This is a genomic window from Actinomadura graeca (assembly GCF_019175365.1).
GTDB lineage: Bacteria > Actinomycetota > Actinomycetes > Streptosporangiales > Streptosporangiaceae > Spirillospora > Spirillospora graeca.
The window spans coordinates 2,495,874-2,515,711 of record NZ_CP059572.1; the positions used below are offsets into that span (position 1 = coordinate 2,495,874).

The 19,838-nt window shown below is 73.0% G+C and carries 18 protein-coding genes; 1 reads left to right on the top strand and 17 read right to left on the bottom strand.

Annotation, left to right across the window (positions count from 1 at the left end; all coding sequences use genetic code 11):
- Positions 1-30: 30 nt before the first annotated feature.
- From AGRA3207_RS11275 to AGRA3207_RS11335, 13 genes are all read right to left on the bottom strand, one after another.
- Positions 31-486 (bottom strand): PaaI family thioesterase, encoded by a 456-nt coding sequence (locus AGRA3207_RS11275; protein ID WP_231334541.1) that lies wholly within the window; start codon positions 484-486, stop codon positions 31-33.
- Positions 487-506: 20 nt separating this feature from the next.
- Entirely contained in the window at positions 507-1,952 is a 1,446-nt protein-coding gene (locus tag AGRA3207_RS11280) for an MFS transporter (RefSeq protein ID WP_231334542.1), read from the bottom strand.
- Positions 1,949-3,484 carry an AMP-binding protein gene (locus AGRA3207_RS11285; RefSeq protein ID WP_231334543.1) on the bottom strand — a complete coding sequence of 512 codons (1,536 nt, stop codon included), beginning with the start codon at positions 3,482-3,484 and terminating at the stop codon, positions 1,949-1,951. Before AGRA3207_RS11285 ends, AGRA3207_RS11280 begins: the two co-directional genes overlap by 4 nt.
- Positions 3,485-3,507: 23 nt before the next feature.
- Positions 3,508-5,592, bottom strand: a complete 2,085-nt coding sequence (locus AGRA3207_RS11290; RefSeq protein WP_231334544.1) for an FAD-dependent monooxygenase — start codon at positions 5,590-5,592, stop codon at positions 3,508-3,510.
- 343 nt (positions 5,593-5,935) lie between these two features.
- On the bottom strand, positions 5,936-7,189 hold the full coding sequence (locus AGRA3207_RS11295) for an NADase-type glycan-binding domain-containing protein (protein ID WP_231334545.1): 1,254 nt from the start codon (positions 7,187-7,189) through the stop codon (positions 5,936-5,938).
- Positions 7,186-7,737 (bottom strand): phage tail protein, encoded by a 552-nt coding sequence (locus tag AGRA3207_RS11300; protein WP_273700028.1) that lies wholly within the window; start codon positions 7,735-7,737, stop codon positions 7,186-7,188. Before AGRA3207_RS11300 ends, AGRA3207_RS11295 begins: the two co-directional genes overlap by 4 nt.
- Positions 7,734-9,686 carry a putative baseplate assembly protein gene (locus AGRA3207_RS11305; RefSeq protein ID WP_231334546.1) on the bottom strand — a complete coding sequence of 651 codons (1,953 nt, stop codon included), beginning with the start codon at positions 9,684-9,686 and terminating at the stop codon, positions 7,734-7,736. Before AGRA3207_RS11305 ends, AGRA3207_RS11300 begins: the two co-directional genes overlap by 4 nt.
- Positions 9,686-10,108, bottom strand: a complete 423-nt coding sequence (locus AGRA3207_RS11310) for a GPW/gp25 family protein (RefSeq protein ID WP_231334547.1) — start codon at positions 10,106-10,108, stop codon at positions 9,686-9,688. The genes AGRA3207_RS11305 and AGRA3207_RS11310 overlap by 1 nt, the downstream gene beginning before the upstream one ends.
- A 13-nt stretch (positions 10,109-10,121) precedes the next feature.
- Positions 10,122-11,906, bottom strand: a complete 1,785-nt coding sequence (locus AGRA3207_RS11315; RefSeq protein ID WP_231334548.1) for a VgrG-related protein — start codon at positions 11,904-11,906, stop codon at positions 10,122-10,124.
- Positions 11,903-12,619, bottom strand: coding sequence for a CIS tube protein (locus AGRA3207_RS11320; protein ID WP_231334549.1), 717 nt, complete (start codon positions 12,617-12,619; stop codon positions 11,903-11,905). The genes AGRA3207_RS11315 and AGRA3207_RS11320 overlap by 4 nt, the downstream gene beginning before the upstream one ends.
- A complete protein-coding gene (locus AGRA3207_RS11325) occupies positions 12,619-13,044 on the bottom strand; it encodes a phage tail protein (RefSeq protein ID WP_231334550.1) in 426 nt (141 codons plus the stop codon). Before AGRA3207_RS11325 ends, AGRA3207_RS11320 begins: the two co-directional genes overlap by 1 nt.
- Positions 13,045-13,054: 10 nt before the next feature.
- Positions 13,055-13,192, bottom strand: coding sequence for a hypothetical protein (locus AGRA3207_RS11330; protein ID WP_231334551.1), 138 nt, complete (start codon positions 13,190-13,192; stop codon positions 13,055-13,057).
- A gap of 1,958 nt (positions 13,193-15,150) precedes the next feature.
- Entirely contained in the window at positions 15,151-15,633 is a 483-nt protein-coding gene (locus tag AGRA3207_RS11335) for a hypothetical protein (protein WP_231334552.1), read from the bottom strand.
- A 1,025-nt stretch (positions 15,634-16,658) separates the two neighbouring features.
- On the opposite strand from AGRA3207_RS11335, the gene AGRA3207_RS11340 reads away from it, so the two are divergent.
- Complete coding sequence (locus AGRA3207_RS11340) at positions 16,659-16,832, top strand: hypothetical protein (RefSeq protein WP_231334553.1); 174 nt, start codon at positions 16,659-16,661, stop codon at positions 16,830-16,832.
- A gap of 227 nt (positions 16,833-17,059) precedes the next feature.
- On the opposite strand, the gene AGRA3207_RS11345 is transcribed toward AGRA3207_RS11340, so the two are convergent.
- The 4 genes from AGRA3207_RS11345 to AGRA3207_RS11360 are packed head-to-tail and all read right to left on the bottom strand — an operon-like array spanning position 17,060 to position 19,654.
- Complete coding sequence (locus AGRA3207_RS11345; protein WP_231334554.1) at positions 17,060-17,203, bottom strand: DUF6760 family protein; 144 nt, start codon at positions 17,201-17,203, stop codon at positions 17,060-17,062.
- The gene (locus tag AGRA3207_RS11350) at positions 17,200-17,568 is read right to left on the bottom strand and encodes a hypothetical protein (RefSeq protein ID WP_231334555.1); all 369 of its coding nucleotides are present in this window, start codon (positions 17,566-17,568) and stop codon (positions 17,200-17,202) included. Before AGRA3207_RS11350 ends, AGRA3207_RS11345 begins: the two co-directional genes overlap by 4 nt.
- A 35-nt stretch (positions 17,569-17,603) precedes the next feature.
- Complete coding sequence (locus AGRA3207_RS11355) at positions 17,604-18,056, bottom strand: phage tail protein (RefSeq protein WP_231334556.1); 453 nt, start codon at positions 18,054-18,056, stop codon at positions 17,604-17,606.
- A 41-nt stretch (positions 18,057-18,097) separates the two neighbouring features.
- Positions 18,098-19,654 (bottom strand): phage tail sheath family protein, encoded by a 1,557-nt coding sequence (locus tag AGRA3207_RS11360; protein WP_231334557.1) that lies wholly within the window; start codon positions 19,652-19,654, stop codon positions 18,098-18,100.
- Positions 19,655-19,838: the final 184 nt, after the last annotated feature.

A 19,838-nucleotide genomic window follows, 5' to 3' on the forward strand; every position in this document is an offset into this window, starting at 1 on the left:
CCGGCCACGTGCCCGCGCGGGAGGCCCGGGTCATTTCCTGACCTTCCTTATCGCCTCGGTGACGAGCGACTCGCTCGTCACCTCTCCGGCCTGTGTCAGCCGGACGCGCACATCGGCGGAGCGCTCGTCCATCGATGCGAGTTCGGCTTCGGCGCGCACGTCCCCGGGACGCGTCGCCGTCAGGTAGGCGACGTTCAGCCGGGTCGTGGCGAACACCATGTCGTCCTCAAGGAGACCGAACATCACGAACCCGGCGGCCTGGTCGTGGATGCCGGCGACATGGCCGCCGAAGACCACACCCGGTTCCACGCAGAAACCGGAGGGGATGTGGAAGTCGATCGCGACGAACCCCGAACTCCACTCCATCGCGACGACGTGGAGTGAAAGGCGCTCGACGTACTCCGGAACCGGTGTGGCGCCTGCGGCTATCTCCACGAGCATCTTCTGCCGCATCGTCAGCGCGTCTGACGGCGGGAATCCGTCCACGTCCGTTCGCACCTTCCCTGTCATGAGGCCGGCCCACGGCGCGCGACGAGCCAGACGAGCCCGGTGGCCAGCAGGAACGCCGTCACCACCACGAGGAGCCCGAGCGCCATGTCCGTCCGCAGCGCCGGATATCCCAGGGTCGTCAGATCGCCGTGGAACCCGCGGAAGAACGCCAGCCCGATCACGGCGACGCCCAGCGACGAGCCGATCTGCTGCGCTGTCGAGAGCAGCCCCGCGACCGCTCCGGAATCGTCGTCCCGCACTCTGGCCAGCACGAAGTTCAGCAACGGCCCGAGGACCATTCCCAGGCCGAGTCCGGTGACCAGCATCGCCGGTGTCATCAGCGGCCCGAGATGCCGTCCCGAGCCGCTCCCCTCGATCGTCGCGATCATGAGGACGCTTCCGGCGGCGCTGATGACGCACCCGGCGAGAATGGCGGGGGGCGCGTCGAGGCGCGCCACGATACGCGCCGATGAAAGGGACGTGACCGTGCTTCCCACCGCGTAGGGCGCCATCGCGGCGGCCGTCGCGAGCGCGCCGTACCCGAGGCCGTACTGGAGGGTGAGGGAATAGTAGAGGAAGAAGGGCACGACCCCGGAGAAGTACACCAGGTAAAGGGCCAGGCCCAGCCGGAAGACCGGATCGGCCCACAATCCCGGCCGCAGCAAAGGGGACCTCCCCCGCCGTTCGAGCGCCGCCTCAAGCCAGAAGAACGCGGCCAACAGCACGGGCGCGCACAGGAGCAGCAGCCAGCCCCATAGCGGCCAGCCGCGATCACGTCCGACGGTGAGCGGCACCAGCAGCGCGACCAGCAGCAGGACGACGGTGAGCGAGCCCGCGTAGTCCAGGCGGAGGCGCGTCCCCTTGTGCGGCGGCACCATGCGGGGCGCCAGCGCGATCAGGACGACGCCGACCGGAATGTTGATCAGGAAGATCGGGCGCCATCCCGTGCCGGCGAGGTCCGCGGCGATGATCAGCCCCGCGATGACCGGGCCCGCGATGGTGGCGCAGCTCACGACCGCCCCCAGCAGCGCGAACGCACGGCCCCGCCGTTCCGCGGCCACCGCGATGTGCAGTGTCGCGATGACCTGCGGGTACAGCACGGACGCCGAGAGGCCCTGCCAGACCCGGCCGAGGATAAGCGCGATCGGGCTCTGCGCCAGGCCGCAGGCGAGGCTCGCCAGGGTGAAGGACACCGCGCCGATGACGAACATCCGGCGCCTGCCGAACAGGTCGCCGAGCCGTCCGCCGGTGATGAGCGTCACCGCGTAGGCGACCACGTAGCCCGCGACCACCAGCTGCACATCCGGGACGGTGGCGCCGATGTCCCGCTGGATGCTCGGGATGGCGACGTTCACGATCGAGGTGTCGGCGAGGAGCATGAACGCCGCGCCGAGCACGAGCGCCGCCGCCCTCCTCTCCGCCGCGAGGAGACGCGGGGACGCGGGCGCCGCCGGGCCGCTCACCCGAGCGCCGCGCGTGACGGGAGCCGGTTCCGGCGGACCTTCATCGTGCCCGTGAGCGGGAACTCCTCCCACGGCCGGTGGTCGACCGCGGTGTCCTCCGGCAGCCCCGCCGCCCGGCGGGCGCGCCGCCACCGCTCCTCCTCGACCGGCGTGCCGCCGGCCGTGGCCGTCACCGCCGTGACCGTCCCCTCCACCGCGATGATCACGACCTCGGCCAGCTCCGGCAGCTCGTCGAGCAGGACGTCCTCGGCGCGGAGGGTGCTGGGCACGCCGGGGACCCGGTCCACCTGCCGGTCGTGGAGCTCCACATGCCCGTCCGGGCGGAGCACGCCGACGTCGCCCATGGGCCACCACGTGTCGCGGCCGGGCAGCGGCGCACGGCCGACGATCGACTCGGCACGGGCGGGGGTGCGCACCTCGATGTTCCCGGGCGTGCCGTCCGGCAGCGCCGACCCGTCGTCGTCCACGACGCGGAGCTCGGTCATGCCGGGGAACACCCCGCCGACGTCGCGGGAGCTCAGCCCCGCCCCCCGGACGTCGGACCGCGTGAGCATCAGCACGGTGACCGGGCCGGTCTCCGACTGCCCGTAGGCCTGGATGAACGCCGGGTCCGGATGGTCCGATGCCTCCAGGAGCGTCCGCAGCGTCCGCGGATGGATCGCGTCGAAGCTGCTGATGAACCGCTCGACCGGGGCGAACGGGTTCGGCGTGTTGTGCGCGAGCGCCTCCCAGCGCAGGAACATGTTCGGATGGGCCTCCAGAGCCTGCGGCCGGTACCGCAGGAGCGTCTCGCACACCCGGGCCGGGCCGGGAGAGGTGATGCCGAGGAACGGCATCCCCGTGTTGAGCACCGTGAGGAGCCCCGAAGACATCCGGACATGCACGAAGGACAGGCATTTCGCGCTGATCCCCGCATGGTCGAGCGACCGCACGACGCCTATCTGGGACGCCACGTGGGCGTACAGCGAATCGACCGTGTGGACGACGAGCTTGGGTTTCCCGGTGGTGCCGGACGAGTGCGTGATGAGGGTCGGGTCCGTGCCGTGATGGCGGGTGACCCGGTGGGGTGCCGTCTCGCCGAGCTCCACCGCCCCGTCCAGCCCGGCTCCGGGCGTGAGCGTGAGGAGGCGCGGGACGAGCGCGCCCAGCTGTTCCCGCCAGGGACGCAGGACCTCCGCGCCGACGGCGTCGGTCAGCAGATGGGGCCGCCGGAGATCCCTGAGGCAGTCCAGGAGATCGGCCGGATCCATCGCCGCCGACAGCAGCGCGGGCAGCGCGCCGATGCGGACGGCGGCGCACTGGAGCGCCTGGATGTCGAGGTGATTGGCCTTGACCAGGGCGACCACCTCGCCCGGACGCACCCCGGCGGCCCACAGCCGGTCGGCGTAGTCCGCGACCACCGCCGCGAAGCCCTCCACGGTGTCCGGGTCGCGGCAGGCGGAGGCCCAGGGCGCGTCCGCGCACAGCGTGGTCCCGCCCTGGTGCTCGGCGGCGCTTTCCGGCAGTAGGCCGAGGTCGGCGATGGGGGGCACGTCTCCTCCTTCGAAAAGCCTGATCACTCTCCGCCGGGCCGGGGGTCCGGCGTCCCGCGCGGCGGACGGCGCGGCGGGCCCTCCGCGGGCCGGTCAACCACGCACAGGTCCGCGCGCCCGGCCAGGACGATCGTGTCGACGTCGGCTTCGGAGATCGAGCCCGCCGCGATCACGGCGAACCCGCCGGCGCGTCCGGCCTGGTTGCGGATCCGGTCCGCGTGCGCGTCCCGCCCGTCGGGCGTCCCGCCGGAGACGTGCACGCCGGCCGCGCCGTGCGCCGCGAACGCGTTCGCGGCCTCGGCGACGGCGCCGTCCGGAAACCATTGCGCCGGTGAGAGGTGCACGCTGACCGGACGCTCACCCGGCCACACCTCCCGGATCGCGTCGAGCACCCCAAGCGGCCTGCGGAGGCGGTCCAGCAGGCCGCTTGAGGTGCCGCCGTCACGGCATCCGCCGGACGGGGACGGCGCCTGGGACGGTGGCGGGGGGCATAGGCCGTCGCAGGCGCAGTCCAGCTCCAGCAGGTCGAACCCGGCGGCGGCGGCGCGCCGGGCCGCGGCGGCGTACTCGCGCCGCAGCTCGTCCGGGGATCCGGCGGAGCCGCCGGTCCCGTGATGGCCGAGCCGGACGCCGATCTTCGCCGCCGAGTGCGCGTGGACGAAGCCCACGACCCGCCGCCACCCGTCCGCCTGCCGCTCGGTGCGCAGCCCGGCGCCGCCGGACGCGGCCGCGGTCAACACCAGCCCGGCCCCGCCCAGCGCCGCCCCGCCGACGGACACCAGATGCAGGTCGCCCGGCACGCCCTCGGGGGCCCGGCCCGGGACATCGGCCCAGATCACGACGCGGTTGGCCAGTGCCAGGCCGCCGAGCGTGTACGGCTGGAGGCCCGGCGGCCCCGCCCGGCCGTCAGCGCCTTCGCCGGCGCTGTTGGCGGCTCTGTCGGCGGCGCTGTCGGCGGCGAACCACCGCTCCGCCTGCGCGACGAAGCCCGGGTCGCGGCGGCGTAACCCGGCGTAGGAGACCCGGCGGCTGCGGGTCAGGATGTTCACCGCGAACTGCTGCGGGTCCTGGTGGGTGTACCGGTCGATGTCCTCGAACCAGGCGCGGCTGCTGTCCGCGGCGCGCTGGGCGGCGGCGACAACCGGGCGCCGCTCGGCGTCGTACGCGGCGAGCGCCGCCTCCGCGTCCGGCTGGTCCCGAAGTTTCTGCGCCAGGCATAACGCGTCGTCCATCGCCAGCTTCGTGCCCGAGCCGATGGAGAAGTGCGCCGTGTGCGCCGCGTCGCCGATCAGCACGACGTTCCGATGCCGCCAGCTCTCGCACCGCACCGTGGGAAAGCGCAGCCAGCGCGAGTTGTTCCCGGCGAGCCGGTGGCCGTCCAGCAGTTCTTTGCACAGCTCGGCGATCATCCCGATGGACCGCTCGTCGCTCTGCCCCGGCGCGAGCCGCGAAGGCGCCGCGTCGGCGAACCCGGCCGCGCGCCAGGCGTCCTCGGACAACTCCACGATCAGGGTGCTGCTCCGAGGGGAATCGGGGTAGGCGTGCACTTGGACGGCCCCGCCCGGCGTGTCCACGATGTAGAACCGGAACGCGTCGAGCACGAGGTCGGTGCCCAGCCAGATGTACCGGCACCTGCCGTCCCGCACCCGCGGCCGGAACGTCCCGGCGTACCGCGCCCGGACCAGGGAGTTCGCCCCGTCGGCGGCCACGACGACGTCATGGTCGGCGGCGAGGGCGTCCACATCGGTGATCTCGTCGCCGAACCGCACCGCGACGCCGAGCCGGGCACAGCGCCCGCGCAGGACCTTGAGCAGCCCGGCTCGGCTCAGCGCGGCGAACCCGTTACCGCCGGCCCTGAAGACGGTGCCGCGAAAACGCACATCGATGTCGTCCCACCGGGCGAGCATAGGCCGCAATTCGGAGAGGACGCGCGCATCGGCGCGCTCGATATCGCCGAGCGTCTGATCGGACAGCACCACGCCGAATCCGAACGTCTCATCGGGAGCATTCCGTTCCCAGACGGTGATTTCATGCCCGGGATCGAACCGGCGGGCCATCATGCCGAAGTACAGCCCCCCTGCCCCGCCACCGATCACAGCGATCCGCACTTCGCCCTCCTGCGCACCGGGTACCCACGCGGACCTTCGTCACAGTACCCGTCCCGCCCGCAAATGACGATGGCGAACGGCACCCGAATGGCACCCGAGATCGGCCGGATCCGCTTTAGCCCCGAGTTGATCCCCAGGGGAGACAATGCTGACCTGCCTGAACGGCTCGCCGGCACCCGCGAGACGGTTATGCCTTTCACGGAATGCAAGAACTCAATTGTCGGCAAGAAAGGGCATGATTGGTATCGCAACCCGCCACGGGCCCCGGCGCGGGGCGCCGTCGACCCCGTCCGCAGACGGTGCCCACACCAAGTGACGGCCCCACACCGGCGCCCGGGTCGGGTCAGAGGGTTTTGATGGCGGCGCGGGTGAAGAACTCGACTTCGGCGATGCAGACCTGTCGGTTGGGGGCGGCGCCGTAGGCGGAGCGGATCGTCAGGCGGACGCGGACGACGTTGTTCCCGCGGAGCTTGAGCTTCTGCGGGCCCGGGGCGTCGTCGAGTTGCAGCTCGGTGGTCCTGGCCGTGCCGTCGGAGGAGATCACCGTGGCGTCCAGGATCTGGGGGCGGGCCTGGGTGGCGTAGCGGTCCGGCTGCTTGGAGATGCCCGGCGTGATGATGAGGTTGAGCAGGCGGCGGGGCTGGACGAAGGACGCCTCCAGGAAGACACCCTGGCCGCCGCCGGCGTATCCGGTGCCCCAGAAGGTGTCGCTCAGCCCGTCGAAGGCGAGTTTGGCGCCGTGCTTGGGGTCGGAGTGCGACGCGGCCGACGCGTTGGACGTCACCGGCACGCGCCTGACGAAATGGTCGACGATGCCGTTCCCGACGTCGTCCACTTTCACGATGGCCGTCCAGAGCAGCGCGACGCCCAGCAGGGACATCGCCACGAGGGGCAGGACGCGGCCGGGGGTGCGGCGCAGCCTCGGCCGCTCGCCCGCCCAGGGCGCCTCCCGGTCCCGGCCGCCCTCGAAGATCCGCTGCCACCAGGTGCGGGTGCGGGACCCGTTCTTGTCCGCGGCGGCCAGGCGCATCGCGCACTGGCGGCAGAAGTGCCGGTCGGGCGGGTTCGGGGTGTCGCACCACGGGCAGGGGACGCCGCCGGACCAGTCCGGGTGCTCGGTGGCGCGCATGCGCGGGCGGGCGGCCTCCGGACGGCCGGGAAGAACCGGCGTGGGGCCCTGCGGCGCGGGACGCTGCTCGCTCTCGGGCGCCACCGGGACCAGCAGGCGCCGTGCCCGCTCGTCCCGCGCGGGCGGGTGTTCCGTCCGCGCGGTGGCCTGGAACGGGGTGTCCCGGGCGTCGCCGGCCGGCCGCCGGGCGGGGGACGGCGGTTCGGCAGGAGGCGCGGGCGGGGGGCTGGGAAGAGGCGCAGGGGGTGCCCCGGCGGGCGGGGCAGGCGATGCCCCGGTGGGCGGGGCAGGCGGTGCCTCGGCGGGCGGGGCGGGGGGCGGCTCGGCGGGCGCGGGACGGGCCGGGGGCGGGGGCTGGGCGGCGGGGGGCTCGGGGCGCACCCAGCTCAGCACCGCGCCGCAGCGGTCGCAGAACGACCCGCTCTGATCGGTGGCCCCGCAGTCCGCGCAGGTTCCGGCGGAGGTCACTGCCCCGCTCCTCTCTCGACGATGTGAACGACATAGGGGACATGGGCGGGACGGGCGGCGGCGACCAGGGCCTCCAGCCGGCGCGCGTCCACCGCCGCGGGGTCGGGGACCCTGAGCACCACCTCCAGGCGGGGCTCCGCCTCGCCCGGGATCGCGCCGAGCGGACGCTCCGACCAGGACGCGCCGCCGCTCTCGACGATCTCGGGGGTGACCCCGAAGGCCATCCGGACGGCCGTGGCCAGGCCGCGCGGGGTGCCCCGCAGCCGGTGCAGCGCGGTCGCCGCGGCGACCGCGCCGCGGGCCTGCGCCTCGGGTTCGTCACCGTGGAGTTCGGCGCCGACCCAGTCGGCCAGCCAGCCGACGAAGTCGGCGGGGGCCAGATGCGGCGTGAAGTACGCCTCCAGGCAGTCCAGCACCGCGAGCAAGGGGGCGAACAGGTCGTCGAGTCCCGCGACGTACCGCTGGGCGAGGTCGTCCTCCGCGAACACCGAGGGCAGCCGGGGGCCGAGCGGGTGCGGGGAGAGCAGTCCGTCGATGGCGCCCCTCATGACGCTCCCCCGAGGACCCGGACCTTGTGGTCGTAGGAGAAGACCAGGGCGGAGGCGTCCAGGTCGATCCGCTCCACCGCGTCGCCGCGCTTGCCGGTCAGCGGGTCGGCGGCGTGCAGCCGCACCTCGTCGACGAGCTCGACGCCCGCCACCCGCTGGAGCACGGCGAACACCTCGCCCGCCTGGAGGGGACGGCCGAACTGCCAGCCCCGGCCGTCCGCGCCGCCGGTCAGCGGGTCGAGGTGGCCGTACAGCGCGTCCAGGGCGGCGAGACGGACCCGCTCGGCCTCGGCGCCGACGAACGCGTGCAGGGTGGAGACGACGGTGACGCCCTGGTAGAACGGCGGGCCGACCGCCAGGCGGATCCCGATCGGGCGGCGCTCGTCCAGGTGCCTGGTGACGCGGCGGAGCAGGTCGTCGCCGGGCACGAGCTGCTCGAACCGCAGGCGCCCGCCCGGGTCGGGCACCGCCTGCGGCACCACCAGGACCCGCACCGCGCCCGCGCCCGCCTCGTCGACGGGCAGGCACCGGATGCGCGCGGTGTCCGGGGCGGCGCGGCGGGCCAGTTCCTCGTAGTCGCGGGCGGTCACCGCCCGGTCCTGGGCGCGCAGGGCGACCGGCGTGCGCCGCTTGGCCTCCTCCAGGGTCTCGGCGTCGACGCCGCCGCGGGCGGCCTCCCGGTTCTCCACCCGCGCGACGAACGGCACCGACGTGCGCAGGACGGTCAACGCCCCGCGGGCCACGTTGCCGAGGCGGCCACCGCCCGTCCGGTAGCGGCCGGCCCGCACGACCGCCCCCTTGCCCGGCACGGCGCCGTGCTGGCGGAGCAGCCCGTCCGGGGTGCGGACGGCGGGACCGAACGAGACCTCGCCGGTCGCCGCGTCGAGCCGGAAGTGCGGGTCGGCGGGACCGGACGCGGCGAAGTGCTCGACGGCCTCCCAGCGCTGCCAGCCCTCGCCGTCGGAGGTCTCCAGCACGAGCGGCGGGTCGCCCGCCACGACGGGGGCGTACTCGGTCCTGAACCGCTCCCCCGGGACGCCCGCGGCCTCGCCGAGCAGGTCGTCCTCGATCGTCTCGGCGTGGACGACGCCCGTCGTGCCGCCGATGGTGAAGACCTCGGCGGCGCGGACGGTCGGCGACACGGAGTAGAACGGCTGCCCGGGCCGGGCCTCGGTCAGGCGGCAGCGCAGCCACCCGGCCTCCTGGACGCCCACGCGGGACATCACGTGCCCGTCCGGGACGTGCAGGACCACGTCCCCGGGCCGGTTCAGGCCGCCGGTGCCGTCGGAGGCGACCTCGCACTCCCGCCAGCCCTCGCCGGTGAACGCCTCCCACAGCAGCGGCGGCTGCCGGGGGTCGACGCCGACGCCGTCGACGCGGCTGTCCATGCGGACCATCACCGCGCACGACGGGACCGCCGCCGACAGCCCGATCGCCAGCACGTCCCCCGGACGGGGCGCGGCGGAGAAGCAGGCGAAGTCCTTCTCGGCGCGCAGGTCGGCGGTGTGGTCGGCCGGCGGGCCGCCGCCGGCCTGCACGGCGATCCCGGAGAGCTCGCACGGCACGATCCGCAGGTCGCGCACGGTCGTGAAGACGACGGCCTCCTCCTGCTCGGTGCGCTGCGTGGCGACCTCCACGCCGGTGGGCACCAGCACGTCCTCGTCGTGCGGCGCCGACAGCCAGAACGTGACGTCCGTGCGGGCGGCGGCGGGCGGCAGCAGCGTGATGCCGAGCAGTTCCAGGAACGCCACGTGGTTCTTCTCCGGCACCCGGTTGAGCCGGTAGACGAGCTGGTCGACCATGTGCGCGACGGCCTCGATCAGCGTCACGCCGGGGTCGGAGACGTTGTGGTCGGTCCACTCCGGGCAGCGCTGCTGGATGTAGCGCTTGGCGTCGTCGACGAACTGCTGGAAGCGGCGGTCGTCGAGGTTGGGCGCGGGCAGGGGCATCAGGCTTCGCTCTCGGGGGACGGGTCGTCGTGCGACGGGATCACATAGAACGGAAAGACCAGGTTGCGCGGGTTGTTGGTGCCGCGGATCTCGTAGCGGACGTCGATGAACAGCACCGTGCCGTCGTCGGGCGTCCCGGTCACCCGGACGTCGGAGACCTCGATGCGGGGCTCCCAGCGGTCCAGGCTGGCGCGCACCTCGTAGGCGATGCGGCCGGCGGTCTCCTCGTTGACGGGCGCGAACACCAGGTCGTGGATCGCGCAGCCGAACTCGGGACGGGTCGGGCGCTCGCCCGGCGCTGTGACCAGCACCAGCCGTATCGCCTCCTCGATCTCCCGTTCCCCGGTGACCAGCACGATCCCGCCCGACGCGCTGACCCGCATCGGGAACCCCCAGCCCGCGCCGACGAACTGTTCCCCCATGACCCCTCCTCGTTCAAGCCGGTGGCAGCGTCACGACCGGTGCGTTCTTCTGTGTCAGGAGCGGGGTGACGTTCGCCTTGCCGAGGATCTCCACCATCCCGGTGAGGGTGATGTTCGCCGCCGTCAGGCCGATGCTCGGCGCCTGGACGGCGACCCGCGTCGCGGCGTTCACCGTCACCACCGCGCCCCTGACGGTCACCGCCCGGGTGCCGGAGATCTCCACGGACCCGTCGCTGTGCACGCTGAGCCGGGTGCCGGTCTGCTGCAGCTCGATGGTCATCCGGTCGTCGCCGCTGGCCACCTTGACGCCCCGGCGGCCCATCGCGTCCACCAGCTCGACCCGGTTGCCGGTACGCGAGGCGACGCTGCGCCAGTTGACCCGCCCGTCCGGCGCGACCACCGGCATCCTCTGGTACCTGGGGAGCTTGTCGCGGCCGTTGTAGAGGCCGCCGATGACGTAGGGATGGTCCAGGGCGCCCCGGTCGAACGCCACCAGCACCTCGTCCCTGACCTCGGGCATGAGCAGGCCCCCGCCGCGGACCCCGCCGTACTGGACGACCCGCGCCCAGTCGCTGACGTAGTCCTTGTCCAGCCAGGGGAAGGTCAGCTTGACGCGGCCCTGGCGGTCCGGGTCCCGGATGTCGGTGACGATCGCGGACACCACCCCGTGCAGCCTGGGCGCGTCGGACACCCCGCCGCCCGAGGCCAGCCCGAACAGCGAGCGGTGCTGGCGCCCGGACACCGTCAGCCACGTCTCGTAGCGGTCGCCGGCCAGGAACACGTGCCGGGCCGCGGTGACGGTGTACTTGCCCTCGAACGGCCGTCCGACCCTGTTCACCGCGACCGGCAGCCCGGGACGCAGCTTCGGGTCGCCGAGCACCTCGGCGTCCAGCTCGGCGAACGCGGAGCTGACATCGGCGGCCAGCGACGCCGCGGCCTCCTTGGCCTGCGCGCTGGTGTCGTACGGGACGTCGGTCCTGACCAGCCCGCCCCCCTTGAACGCCTTGACCGCCTCCCCCCCGGTCAGCCCGATCTGCAGCTCGGGGTTCGAGACGGCCGGGCTCCGCTCGACCACGCCCTTCTTGCGCTGGACGTCCCAGCCCCGCACCTGCACCTCGCGCACCTGGTCGGAGGCGGTGACGCCCATCCGGCAGCGCAGCAGGTTGTCCCCGAACTGCAGCACGTACGGGCTCGACGCGGCGGTGACGTTCTGGCCCGGGGCGCCCGACGCCGGCTGCGGGTCGACGAACTGGAACGCCCCCTCGTCGGAGAAGTAGACGTCGACGCCGTTCTCCCTGGCCAGCCTGGTCAGGAACTCCCAGTCGGTGACGTTCGGCTGAGTGATCATCGGATAGACCGTCCGGGTCTTGTCGATCCGGCCGATCTTCAGCCCGTTCTGCCGTGCGAGGATCCTGGCGATGTCGGAGGCGGTCATCTGCTGGTACCCCTTGACCCGCCGGTTGCGCAGCAGCCGGTGCCCCGGGTCGTGACCCCGCACCACGCTGTACTTCCCGGTGCCGTCGAAGTCGGCCTCCAGCGCGGTGACCTCCCCGGTCAGCAGCGGCTTGCCGCCGTCCTTGCCGATGACCTGCGCGTGCAGCACCACCTTGGAGCCGATCTTCACCCGCATCGCCGCCAGCAGCCGCCGGGACGGGTCCCGGAACGTCAGCTGGAAGGAGGCGGGCACGTTCACGCTGGTGTCCACCCACGCCTCGATCAGCCTCTTGGTCACGGTGACCGGCAGCACCCGGCCGTCGATGCGCACCTTGAGCTGGCTGGTGTAGTTGCCCTTCGTCACGCGTCCCCCCGGTCCCCGATGTCCTCGGCCGCGGGCAGCAGGAGCTCCCGCCCCGGCTCCAGGCGCATCGGGTCGTCGATCTCGTTGGCCTCGGCGATCACCCGCCACGCCGTCGCGTCGCCGTACTCCGACCAGGCCAGGGAGTGCAGCGTGTCGCCCGCCACCAGCCGGTGGACGCTGCGCGCGGTGAGCGCCCCCGAGGTCGGGTTCTGCCCCGGCGTGTCCTGCGGGATCTCCTCCAGCGAGACCCGGCAGGTCGCGCGCACCGGCGCCCCGGTGGAGCTGAACAGCGTGTACGACGCGCTCACCTGCCGCACGTACGCGACGAACCGGACGGTGGTGAACTCGCCCCACTCGAAGATCACCCACGGGGGCGAGCCCCGGTCCGGGAGGCTGGACGGCGCCGGCCGCAGGCACGAGAACAGCGTCTCCACGTCGTCGCGCACGCGGGTGTGCCCGGGACGGTCCGAGGCGTCGAGGAAGATCTCCACGTCGAGTCCCTGCTGCTCGCTGCCCAGGAACTCCACCTGCGCCCCGGCCCTGGTCGCGACCGCGGGGCTGTAGCGCCAGTTCGCCGACTTGGTCAGCTCCAGCTGCGCCGGGTTGAACTGGAACCTGATCTTCTTCATCAGCCCGCCCGGCTTGGTCCCGTTCCCCGCCGGCGGGTTGTGGATGCTGAGCGACGCGCGGACATGGCTCGCCTTGCCCGCCATCAGCCCGTGAACCCGTGATGCGCGATCTCCAGCACCTCGGTCGCCACCGCGGGGCTGGACGGGTCGAGCGTCGGCCCCGTCCAGCTCACCGGCACCACGTCCAGGAGCCCCCAGCGCGCGACCAGCGACCCGTCCGCCCGCAGCGCCTCGATCTGCGCCGTCGGCCGCCGGATCCCGGTCGCCACCGAGGAGATCCAGGCCATCACCTGGGCCGTCTCCTTGTTGATCGGCCGGGTCAGCCGGACGTTGGAGTGCCTGACCCGGGAGGGCAGCTGCCACACGTACCCGTTGTTGCCGCCCTCCTCGCGCTGCTCGATGTCCACCTGGGCGGCGAGCCCCTCGCAGCCGTTGAAGTTCCCCAGGCTCTCCCCGTCGATGGTCAGCCTGAAGAACACCGTCGAGCCGGGATCCCTCTTCGTCGTCATCGCACTCCGTTCAATAGGTCCGCAGGTCACGCAGGCGCCCGACCCGCTCCCGGTCCATCCGCAGCTCCGCCCGCAGCAGCCGCGAGAGCGGCACGACCAGGCGCCGGGCGAGCTCGTCCAGCTCGGCGTCGTCGGAGCGTCCCCCCACCCGGGGTTCCGGACGCGCCGCCGCCCGCGCGGGCGGCGGCTTCGGCGGTGACGGCCTCGGCGGTGAAGGCATCGCCCGCTGCACCGCCGGAACGGGCGCGGGGACGGACCCGGTGGCCTCCTCGGCGGTACCGCGAGAGGAGGCCACCGGGCCGACGCCGGGCGTCTCCGGAACGGGTCGGATCCCGGATGCCCGGCTCACCGGACCAGCGGACGCGGCCAGGCTCGGGGGCGCCACGGCACGCTGGACCGGCGGAGGAGCCGGGACGGTCGGCCAGACCGTCCCGGCAGGTGTCATGGAAGGGGCCGTCCGCGGAGCCGACCCGGCCCCGCCTCCCGTCCCGGATCCGGCGGCCGGAACGCCCGGCACGGGCCGGACGGCCGGACGGGGACGATCGGCCCGGCGTGCGGGACGGTCGGCGGCCGTCGCCGATCGCTGAATGGGCCGGACGGTCCCCCGCCGTCCGGGCCGCCCCGGCCGCGGCGCACCGGTGTGACCGGCCCGCAGTACAGGAAGTGACGCCGCCACCCGCAGGGGCGTGCCCGTCGAACGCTGGACCGGGACTCCGGCCGAGGGGCCGTCCGGCTTCGCGGGCCCCTCCCCCGGTGTCGCCGTAGGCGGCGGCGCGGCGGGCGCGGGACCCCGGACCGGCGGAGATATAGCGGACGTTTCCGGCCCCGCCACCGAACGCTGGACAGGCGCGCCCAGCCCCGCACGCCGCACCGGCGGTGCGACGCGTCCCCGCGCCCCCGGCCCCGGCCCCGGGCGACGAGGCTCGGACCGGCCGGTGCCGGGCTCCGCCTTCGAACCCTGCTCCGGCCGGACGGGCAAGGCCGCCTGCGGAACCACACTCTCGGACGGACGCGTGACTCCGCCGGTCACGTCACGCTGCCCGACCTCGCTCTGGCCCGTCCGTCCCGCGGTCGGAACCGAAGGCAACGGCGCCCCCAACCCGACCCGCCGCGACAAAGGCGGAACGGGCTTCCGCGCGGGCACACCAGGCTGCACGGGCCTTGCCGTAGGCACGCCCGGACCCGATCCGGCTCCAGAACGCTGGACGGGCACCCCAGACGACGCCTCACCAGCAGACGACGCCTCGCCACGCGAACCGCTCGACGCGGCCGGTCGGCCAGGAGGAACGCCCGTACCGGACGCGGTCTCGGAACGCTGAACAAGCAACTCCGATTCCACACCGGGAGCCGACCCCGGCACAGGCCGCACAACACTACGACCCGACGCCTCGCTCGACACGGCTCCAGCAGGGGCCGCCGCCCCTTCCGACGGACCGCTGGGCGTCTCCGATCGTCCAGGCGGAACACTCTTCTCGGTAGGGACACCCTTACTCGCCCCTGCCACAGAACGCTGAACAGGCAGCCCGGACTCCGCACGAGGCGGCGACGCGCTCTCCCCGGACCTGGTCTCCGAACGCTGGACAGGCAACCCCAACTGCCCAGACGAAACACCCTCCACCCCACGTCCTGGCGCATTGCCCGGCGCAACCGATCCACCAGGCCGAACAGGCTCCTCTGTAGACGCGCCCGCACCGGATCCAGCCTCAGAACGCTGAACCGGCAAACCCGACCGCCCAGAAGAGGCACCCTTTGACCCCGACGGACCACCCGGCCCAGCCGAACGACCAGGCCGGACAGATCCACCAGCCGACGCGCCCGCACCTGACCCGGCATCAGAACGCTGAACCGGCAAACCTGGTTCTCCAGGAGGCGGCGCCTGCGCCGGACGCACAACGCCGCGTCCAGACCGAACAGAATCACCAGACGCACCCACACCGGACCCAGCCTCACGCTGAACCGGCAAACCCGGCCCTCCAGACGCAACACCCTCCGACCCACCGCCAGGCGTCCCGCCACCCGAAGCCTGCACCTCCGGACGCACAACACCACGCCCCAACCCGCCCGCACCGGACCCGGCATCAGGACGCTGAACCGGCAACCCCGGTCCTACAGACGAAGCACCTTCCGACCCACCAGCAGGCGGCGCCTGCGCCGGACGAACGACACCGCGTCCAGGCCGAACGGATTTGCCACCGGACGCGCCCGCACCGGATTCGGCATCAGAACGCTGAACCGGCAGACCCGGCCCTCCAGACGAAGCACCCTCCGACCCGCCAGCAGACGTCCCGCCACCCGAAGCCTGCACCTCCGGACGCACAGCACCACGCCCCAGCCCGCCCGCACCGGACCCGGCATCAGGATGCTGAACCGGCAAACCTGGTTCTCCAGGAGGCGGCGCCTGCGCCGGACGCACAACGCCGCGACCAGGCCGAACAGAATCACCAGACGCGCCCACACCGGATCCGGCCTCAGAGCGCTGAACCGGCAAGACCGATCCTTCAGACGAAGCACCCTCCGACCCACCAGCAGACGGCGCCTGCGCCGGACGAACAACACCGCGTCCAGACCGAACAGAATCACCAGACGCACTCACACCGGACCCAGGCTCACGCTGAATTGGCAAACCCGAGTGTCCGGACGAAGCACCCTCTGACCCACCGGTAGGCGTCCCGCTGCCCGAAGTCTGCGCCGCCGGACGAACGACATCGCGTCTCGGCGCAGCGCCCGGTGCGGCCGTACGACCAGGTCGCACGGGGTCGCCAGCAGGCGCGCCCGTACCGGATCCGGCCTCAGAGCGCTGGATGGGCAACCCGGACTCGGTGCCAGGCCCCGGCACCACCGGCCGTCCAGGCGAGGCGTTTCCCGCTCCGGTGGCAGGAGTCCCGCCGCCCGTAGCTTGCGTTGGACGTGCGGCATCGCGTCCGGGCGCGTTGCCCTGCGCGGCGCGTTGGTCGGGGCGTTCGGCAGGCGGCCTGGCCTCCGTGTGAGGCGGCACGCCTTCAAGGCCAGGTCCCGGCGCCGCAGGTCCGGTGGACGAGGCGCCTTCCGTCTTGCCCGCTGGCTTTCCCTTCCGCGAAGGCTGCGCCGGACGGCTCGGTGAGGTGGGCTTGCTCGCCGAACGCTGGATCGGAGGAGGGGACGGGGTGCCCTCGGCACCACGTCCCCGCGTCTCGCTTTCCGGCGCCGGGGGCGGGCCGGGTGGGGCGGGGCCGTCAGCGGGTTTGCCCGGACTCGGCGCCTGGAGACCCTGTACCGGTGGCCGGGGTGGCGAGGGCCTCGCGGCGGCGCGTCCCCTCATGACCGGACGGCCGGGCGGCCCGGGCTTCTCGCCCGGCGCCGATGCGGAGCGCTGGACGGGCAGCGGCGGATCCTCGGGTGAGGGGGCTTCCGGCGTCGTCGGCAGCGGAGCGTTCAGGCCGGGGCGCGGGGCGGGCCGTCCTGGAGGGGGCGTCTGGCGCCCGGTGGTCTGAGGTTCGGCGGGCCGGGGTCCGGGCGCGGGGACGCTCGGCTCCGCGGCGTCCGCGCTGCGCTGGACCGCCGGGCCGGAGGGCTGCGCCGGTGGCCGGGATCTGACCGCGCGGACCTGGCGGGCAGGTCGGCTGACGCCGAGGGCGGTGGTCAGAGGCGTCGCGGGACGGGGCGCCGGGGACGTCGCCGGTGGCAGCGACACCGACGGTGACGGCTCCGGTTCGGTGTCCTGCTGGGCCAGCGGCATCGGCGGGGACGAGCCCGCCTGTATCGGACGCGGCGGGTCCTGGACGCTGCGCGGTGCGTCCAGGCGTACGTGACGGGTCATCTCCTTGGAGAAGGAGGGCGACTGCCACGTGGACAGGGTCATGCCGAAGGACGCGTTGGAGATCGTGCCCATCGGGGACGGGGGCTCCGACGCCGGCAGGGTGCGCCAGCCGGCGCCGGGCCCGTCCGGGGTCCCGGGCCCGTCCGGGGTGCCGGGGGCACCGGGTGCCTCCGCGGAGGCGGCCGGGCGGCGGGAGAACAGGTCACGGATTCCCACGGGTCAGCCGCTCACGAACGAGGCGATCTGGGTGACGTACCGGCGCCGGTCCGGGTGTTCCAAGTCCATGATCTCCGCGCGCGACCAGTGGAAGTGGTAGGCGATGTAGGCGATCTCGTGGTGCAGGCGTTCCGGCGGGTACGTCACGATTCCCCCAGGCGGCTCCCGGCGAAGTCCACCTCGAAGGACTCCGCGCAGGAGGGACATGCCACAGTGGCCAGGGTGTGACCCTCGGCGTTGATCTGACGGTAGAAGTCCTGCAGGAACGCCAGATCGGAGGCGAACATGCCTTCCACGACGCCGTCGTGCACCTGCGGGAGGGTGCCCAGCCGGGTGATCACCCGGCCGAGCAGGACCACCGACAGGTAGGGCGGGTTCTCCCGCACGCGCACGTCCTGGAGCGGGACCAGCTCGTCCTTGGCCGTGGCGAGGCGCATCGCGCCGTCACGGTGGACGGTCCCGCTCTCGTCCACGTACCCGCGCGGGAGCTCGAAGGCGAACTCCGTCCGCATCGGGCCCGAGCCTGCTGTTGGGGCGGAACGGCGCATCAGCTTTCTTCGATCGTCATTTCTTCGTAGGTGATGGTGACGGTCTCGGTGACCGGCGAGGTGCTGCCGGCCTCCAGATCGTCGAACTGCTGGTCGCAGCACCAGGCGTTGCGAAGGTTGAAGCGCCGGACGGGATTGCTCTCGTAGTCCATCTGGATGATGGTGGCGTTCTTGCGGGCCTGGCCCATGTTCCCCTTGAAGGATTCCTTGATCCAGTCGGAGAACACCTTGCTGCCCGTGGTGGCGCGGACGACCTGGCACTCGCCCGCCTGGGAGACGCCGGGGAGCTTCCCGGTCATCGGGTGCCCCTGGGCCGAGTTCTGCTTGAACTCGATCACGTCCTGCTTCTGCCCGAGCCCGGACACCTTGTGCAGGTACTCGACCATCACGCCGTCGATCTGCAATCCGAAATTGTGCGCCGCCGCGGAGTCGGCCTTGTCGAAACGTGCCATGGTCTCTCCTTCTGGTTAGTGATGAAGAATGCGAGGCGGGGCTATTCCTCCAGCTCGCCGCCGCCGGAGATCTGCGCCAGCCGGAACACCACGAACTCGGCGGGCTTGACCGGTGCGACGCCGATTTCGCAGACCACGCGGCCCAGGTCGACCGACTCGGGCGGGTTGGTCTCCTCGTCGCACTTGACGTAGTACGCCTCCTCCGCGCTGGCGCCGAACAGCGCGCCGTCCCGCCACTCGGTGACCAGGAACGCGGAGATGTTGCGGCGGATCCTGGCCCACAGCGCGTGGTCGTTCGGCTCGAACACCACCCACTGGGTGCCGATCAGGATCGACTCCTCCAGGTAGTTGAAGTAGCGGCGGACGTTCAGGTACCGCCACGCCGGGTCCGAGGACAGCGTCCGCGCGCCCCACACCCGCACGCCGCGGCCGGGGAACGAGCGGATGCAGTTGACGCCGATCGGGTTGAGCAGGTCCTGCTCCCCCTTGGTGACCTGGAGGCCCAGGTCCACGGCGCCGCGGACGACCTCGTTCGCGGGGGCCTTGTGGACGCCGCGCTCGGCGTCGCTGCGGGCCCAGATCCCGGCGAGGTGGCCGCTCGGGGGGATCAGCCCGGTCTGCCCGGAGGACGGGTCGAAGACCTTGATCCACGGGTAGTAGAGGGCGGCGTAGCGCGAGTCGTACCCGGCGGTGTCCTGCCGCCACTCGTACACCTGGCGGGCGTTCAGGCCGGGCGGCGGGTCGATGATGGCCACCCGGTCGCCCATCAGCTCGCAGTGCGCGATCATGCCGAGCTGGACGGCCTTGAGGCCCTCCAGGTCGATGGCGCCGCGCTGGTAGGCGCTCATCAGGTCCGGCGCCGCGACCATGGTGATCGCGTCGATGGCCTCCAGGCCGCCGAAGCCGGTGCGGTCGGCGGCGTCGCCGAGGTAGTGCTCGGGGCCGATCGTCCGGCCGTCGGCGACGGGCGAGGCGGGCGCCGCCGGAGCGGGCAGGGTCACGCTCTGGTTGTCGGGCCTGGCAAGCTGCCCGGTGGGCGCGGCCTCGGTCACGGTGATGAGCTTCGAGCGCTCCTTCACCTGGGTGACGATGTAGGTGCGGGTGTTCTTCTTGGTGGAGACGTTGAAGCTCTCGGCCACGCTGCCGTCGACCTTGACGACGAGCTTGAACCGGTCGTCGGCCTTCTCCCCGGCCTTGTCGCCGCCGTCGATGTCGGCGACCTCCACCGTGACGGTCCCGGTGGCCCCCGAGGGGACGGCCGCGACGTGGAACCCGCCGAGCCGGGTGGGCGCGGGGGCGTCCAGCTGCTTGGGCGCGTCGCCGCCGTCGTCCGCCGCCCCGCCGACGCGGACCACATAGCAGGTGGTGCCGCCGTTGTTGAAGAACCCGTACACCGCGTGGGCCAGGTAGTAGCCGTCGGTGAAGTCCCCGAAGGCGGCGACGTACTGCGACCAGTTGGTGACCAGCACGGGCTCGTTCAGCGGGCCTGCCGGCGCGAAGCCGACGAAGGCCGCCACGGACGTGCCCACCCCTTCGATCGGGCGGGATCCGCTGGCCACCTCCTCGACGTAGACGCCGGGCGACAGATAGGTGGGCATGGGCAGCTACTCCCCCGATTGGACGTCTGAGTTCACCTGAACGATGCCGTTCCGCCCGGCTGCTCCGAAACGTCCGTTCGTCCCTTCCGGAGGGCACCGTGCGATGCCCGTGAGGGCATGACCGCGTGGACGGCCGTCGGCGGGCCCGGCGCCTGGGACGGCGTCGCCCCGGCTCCCGTCCACG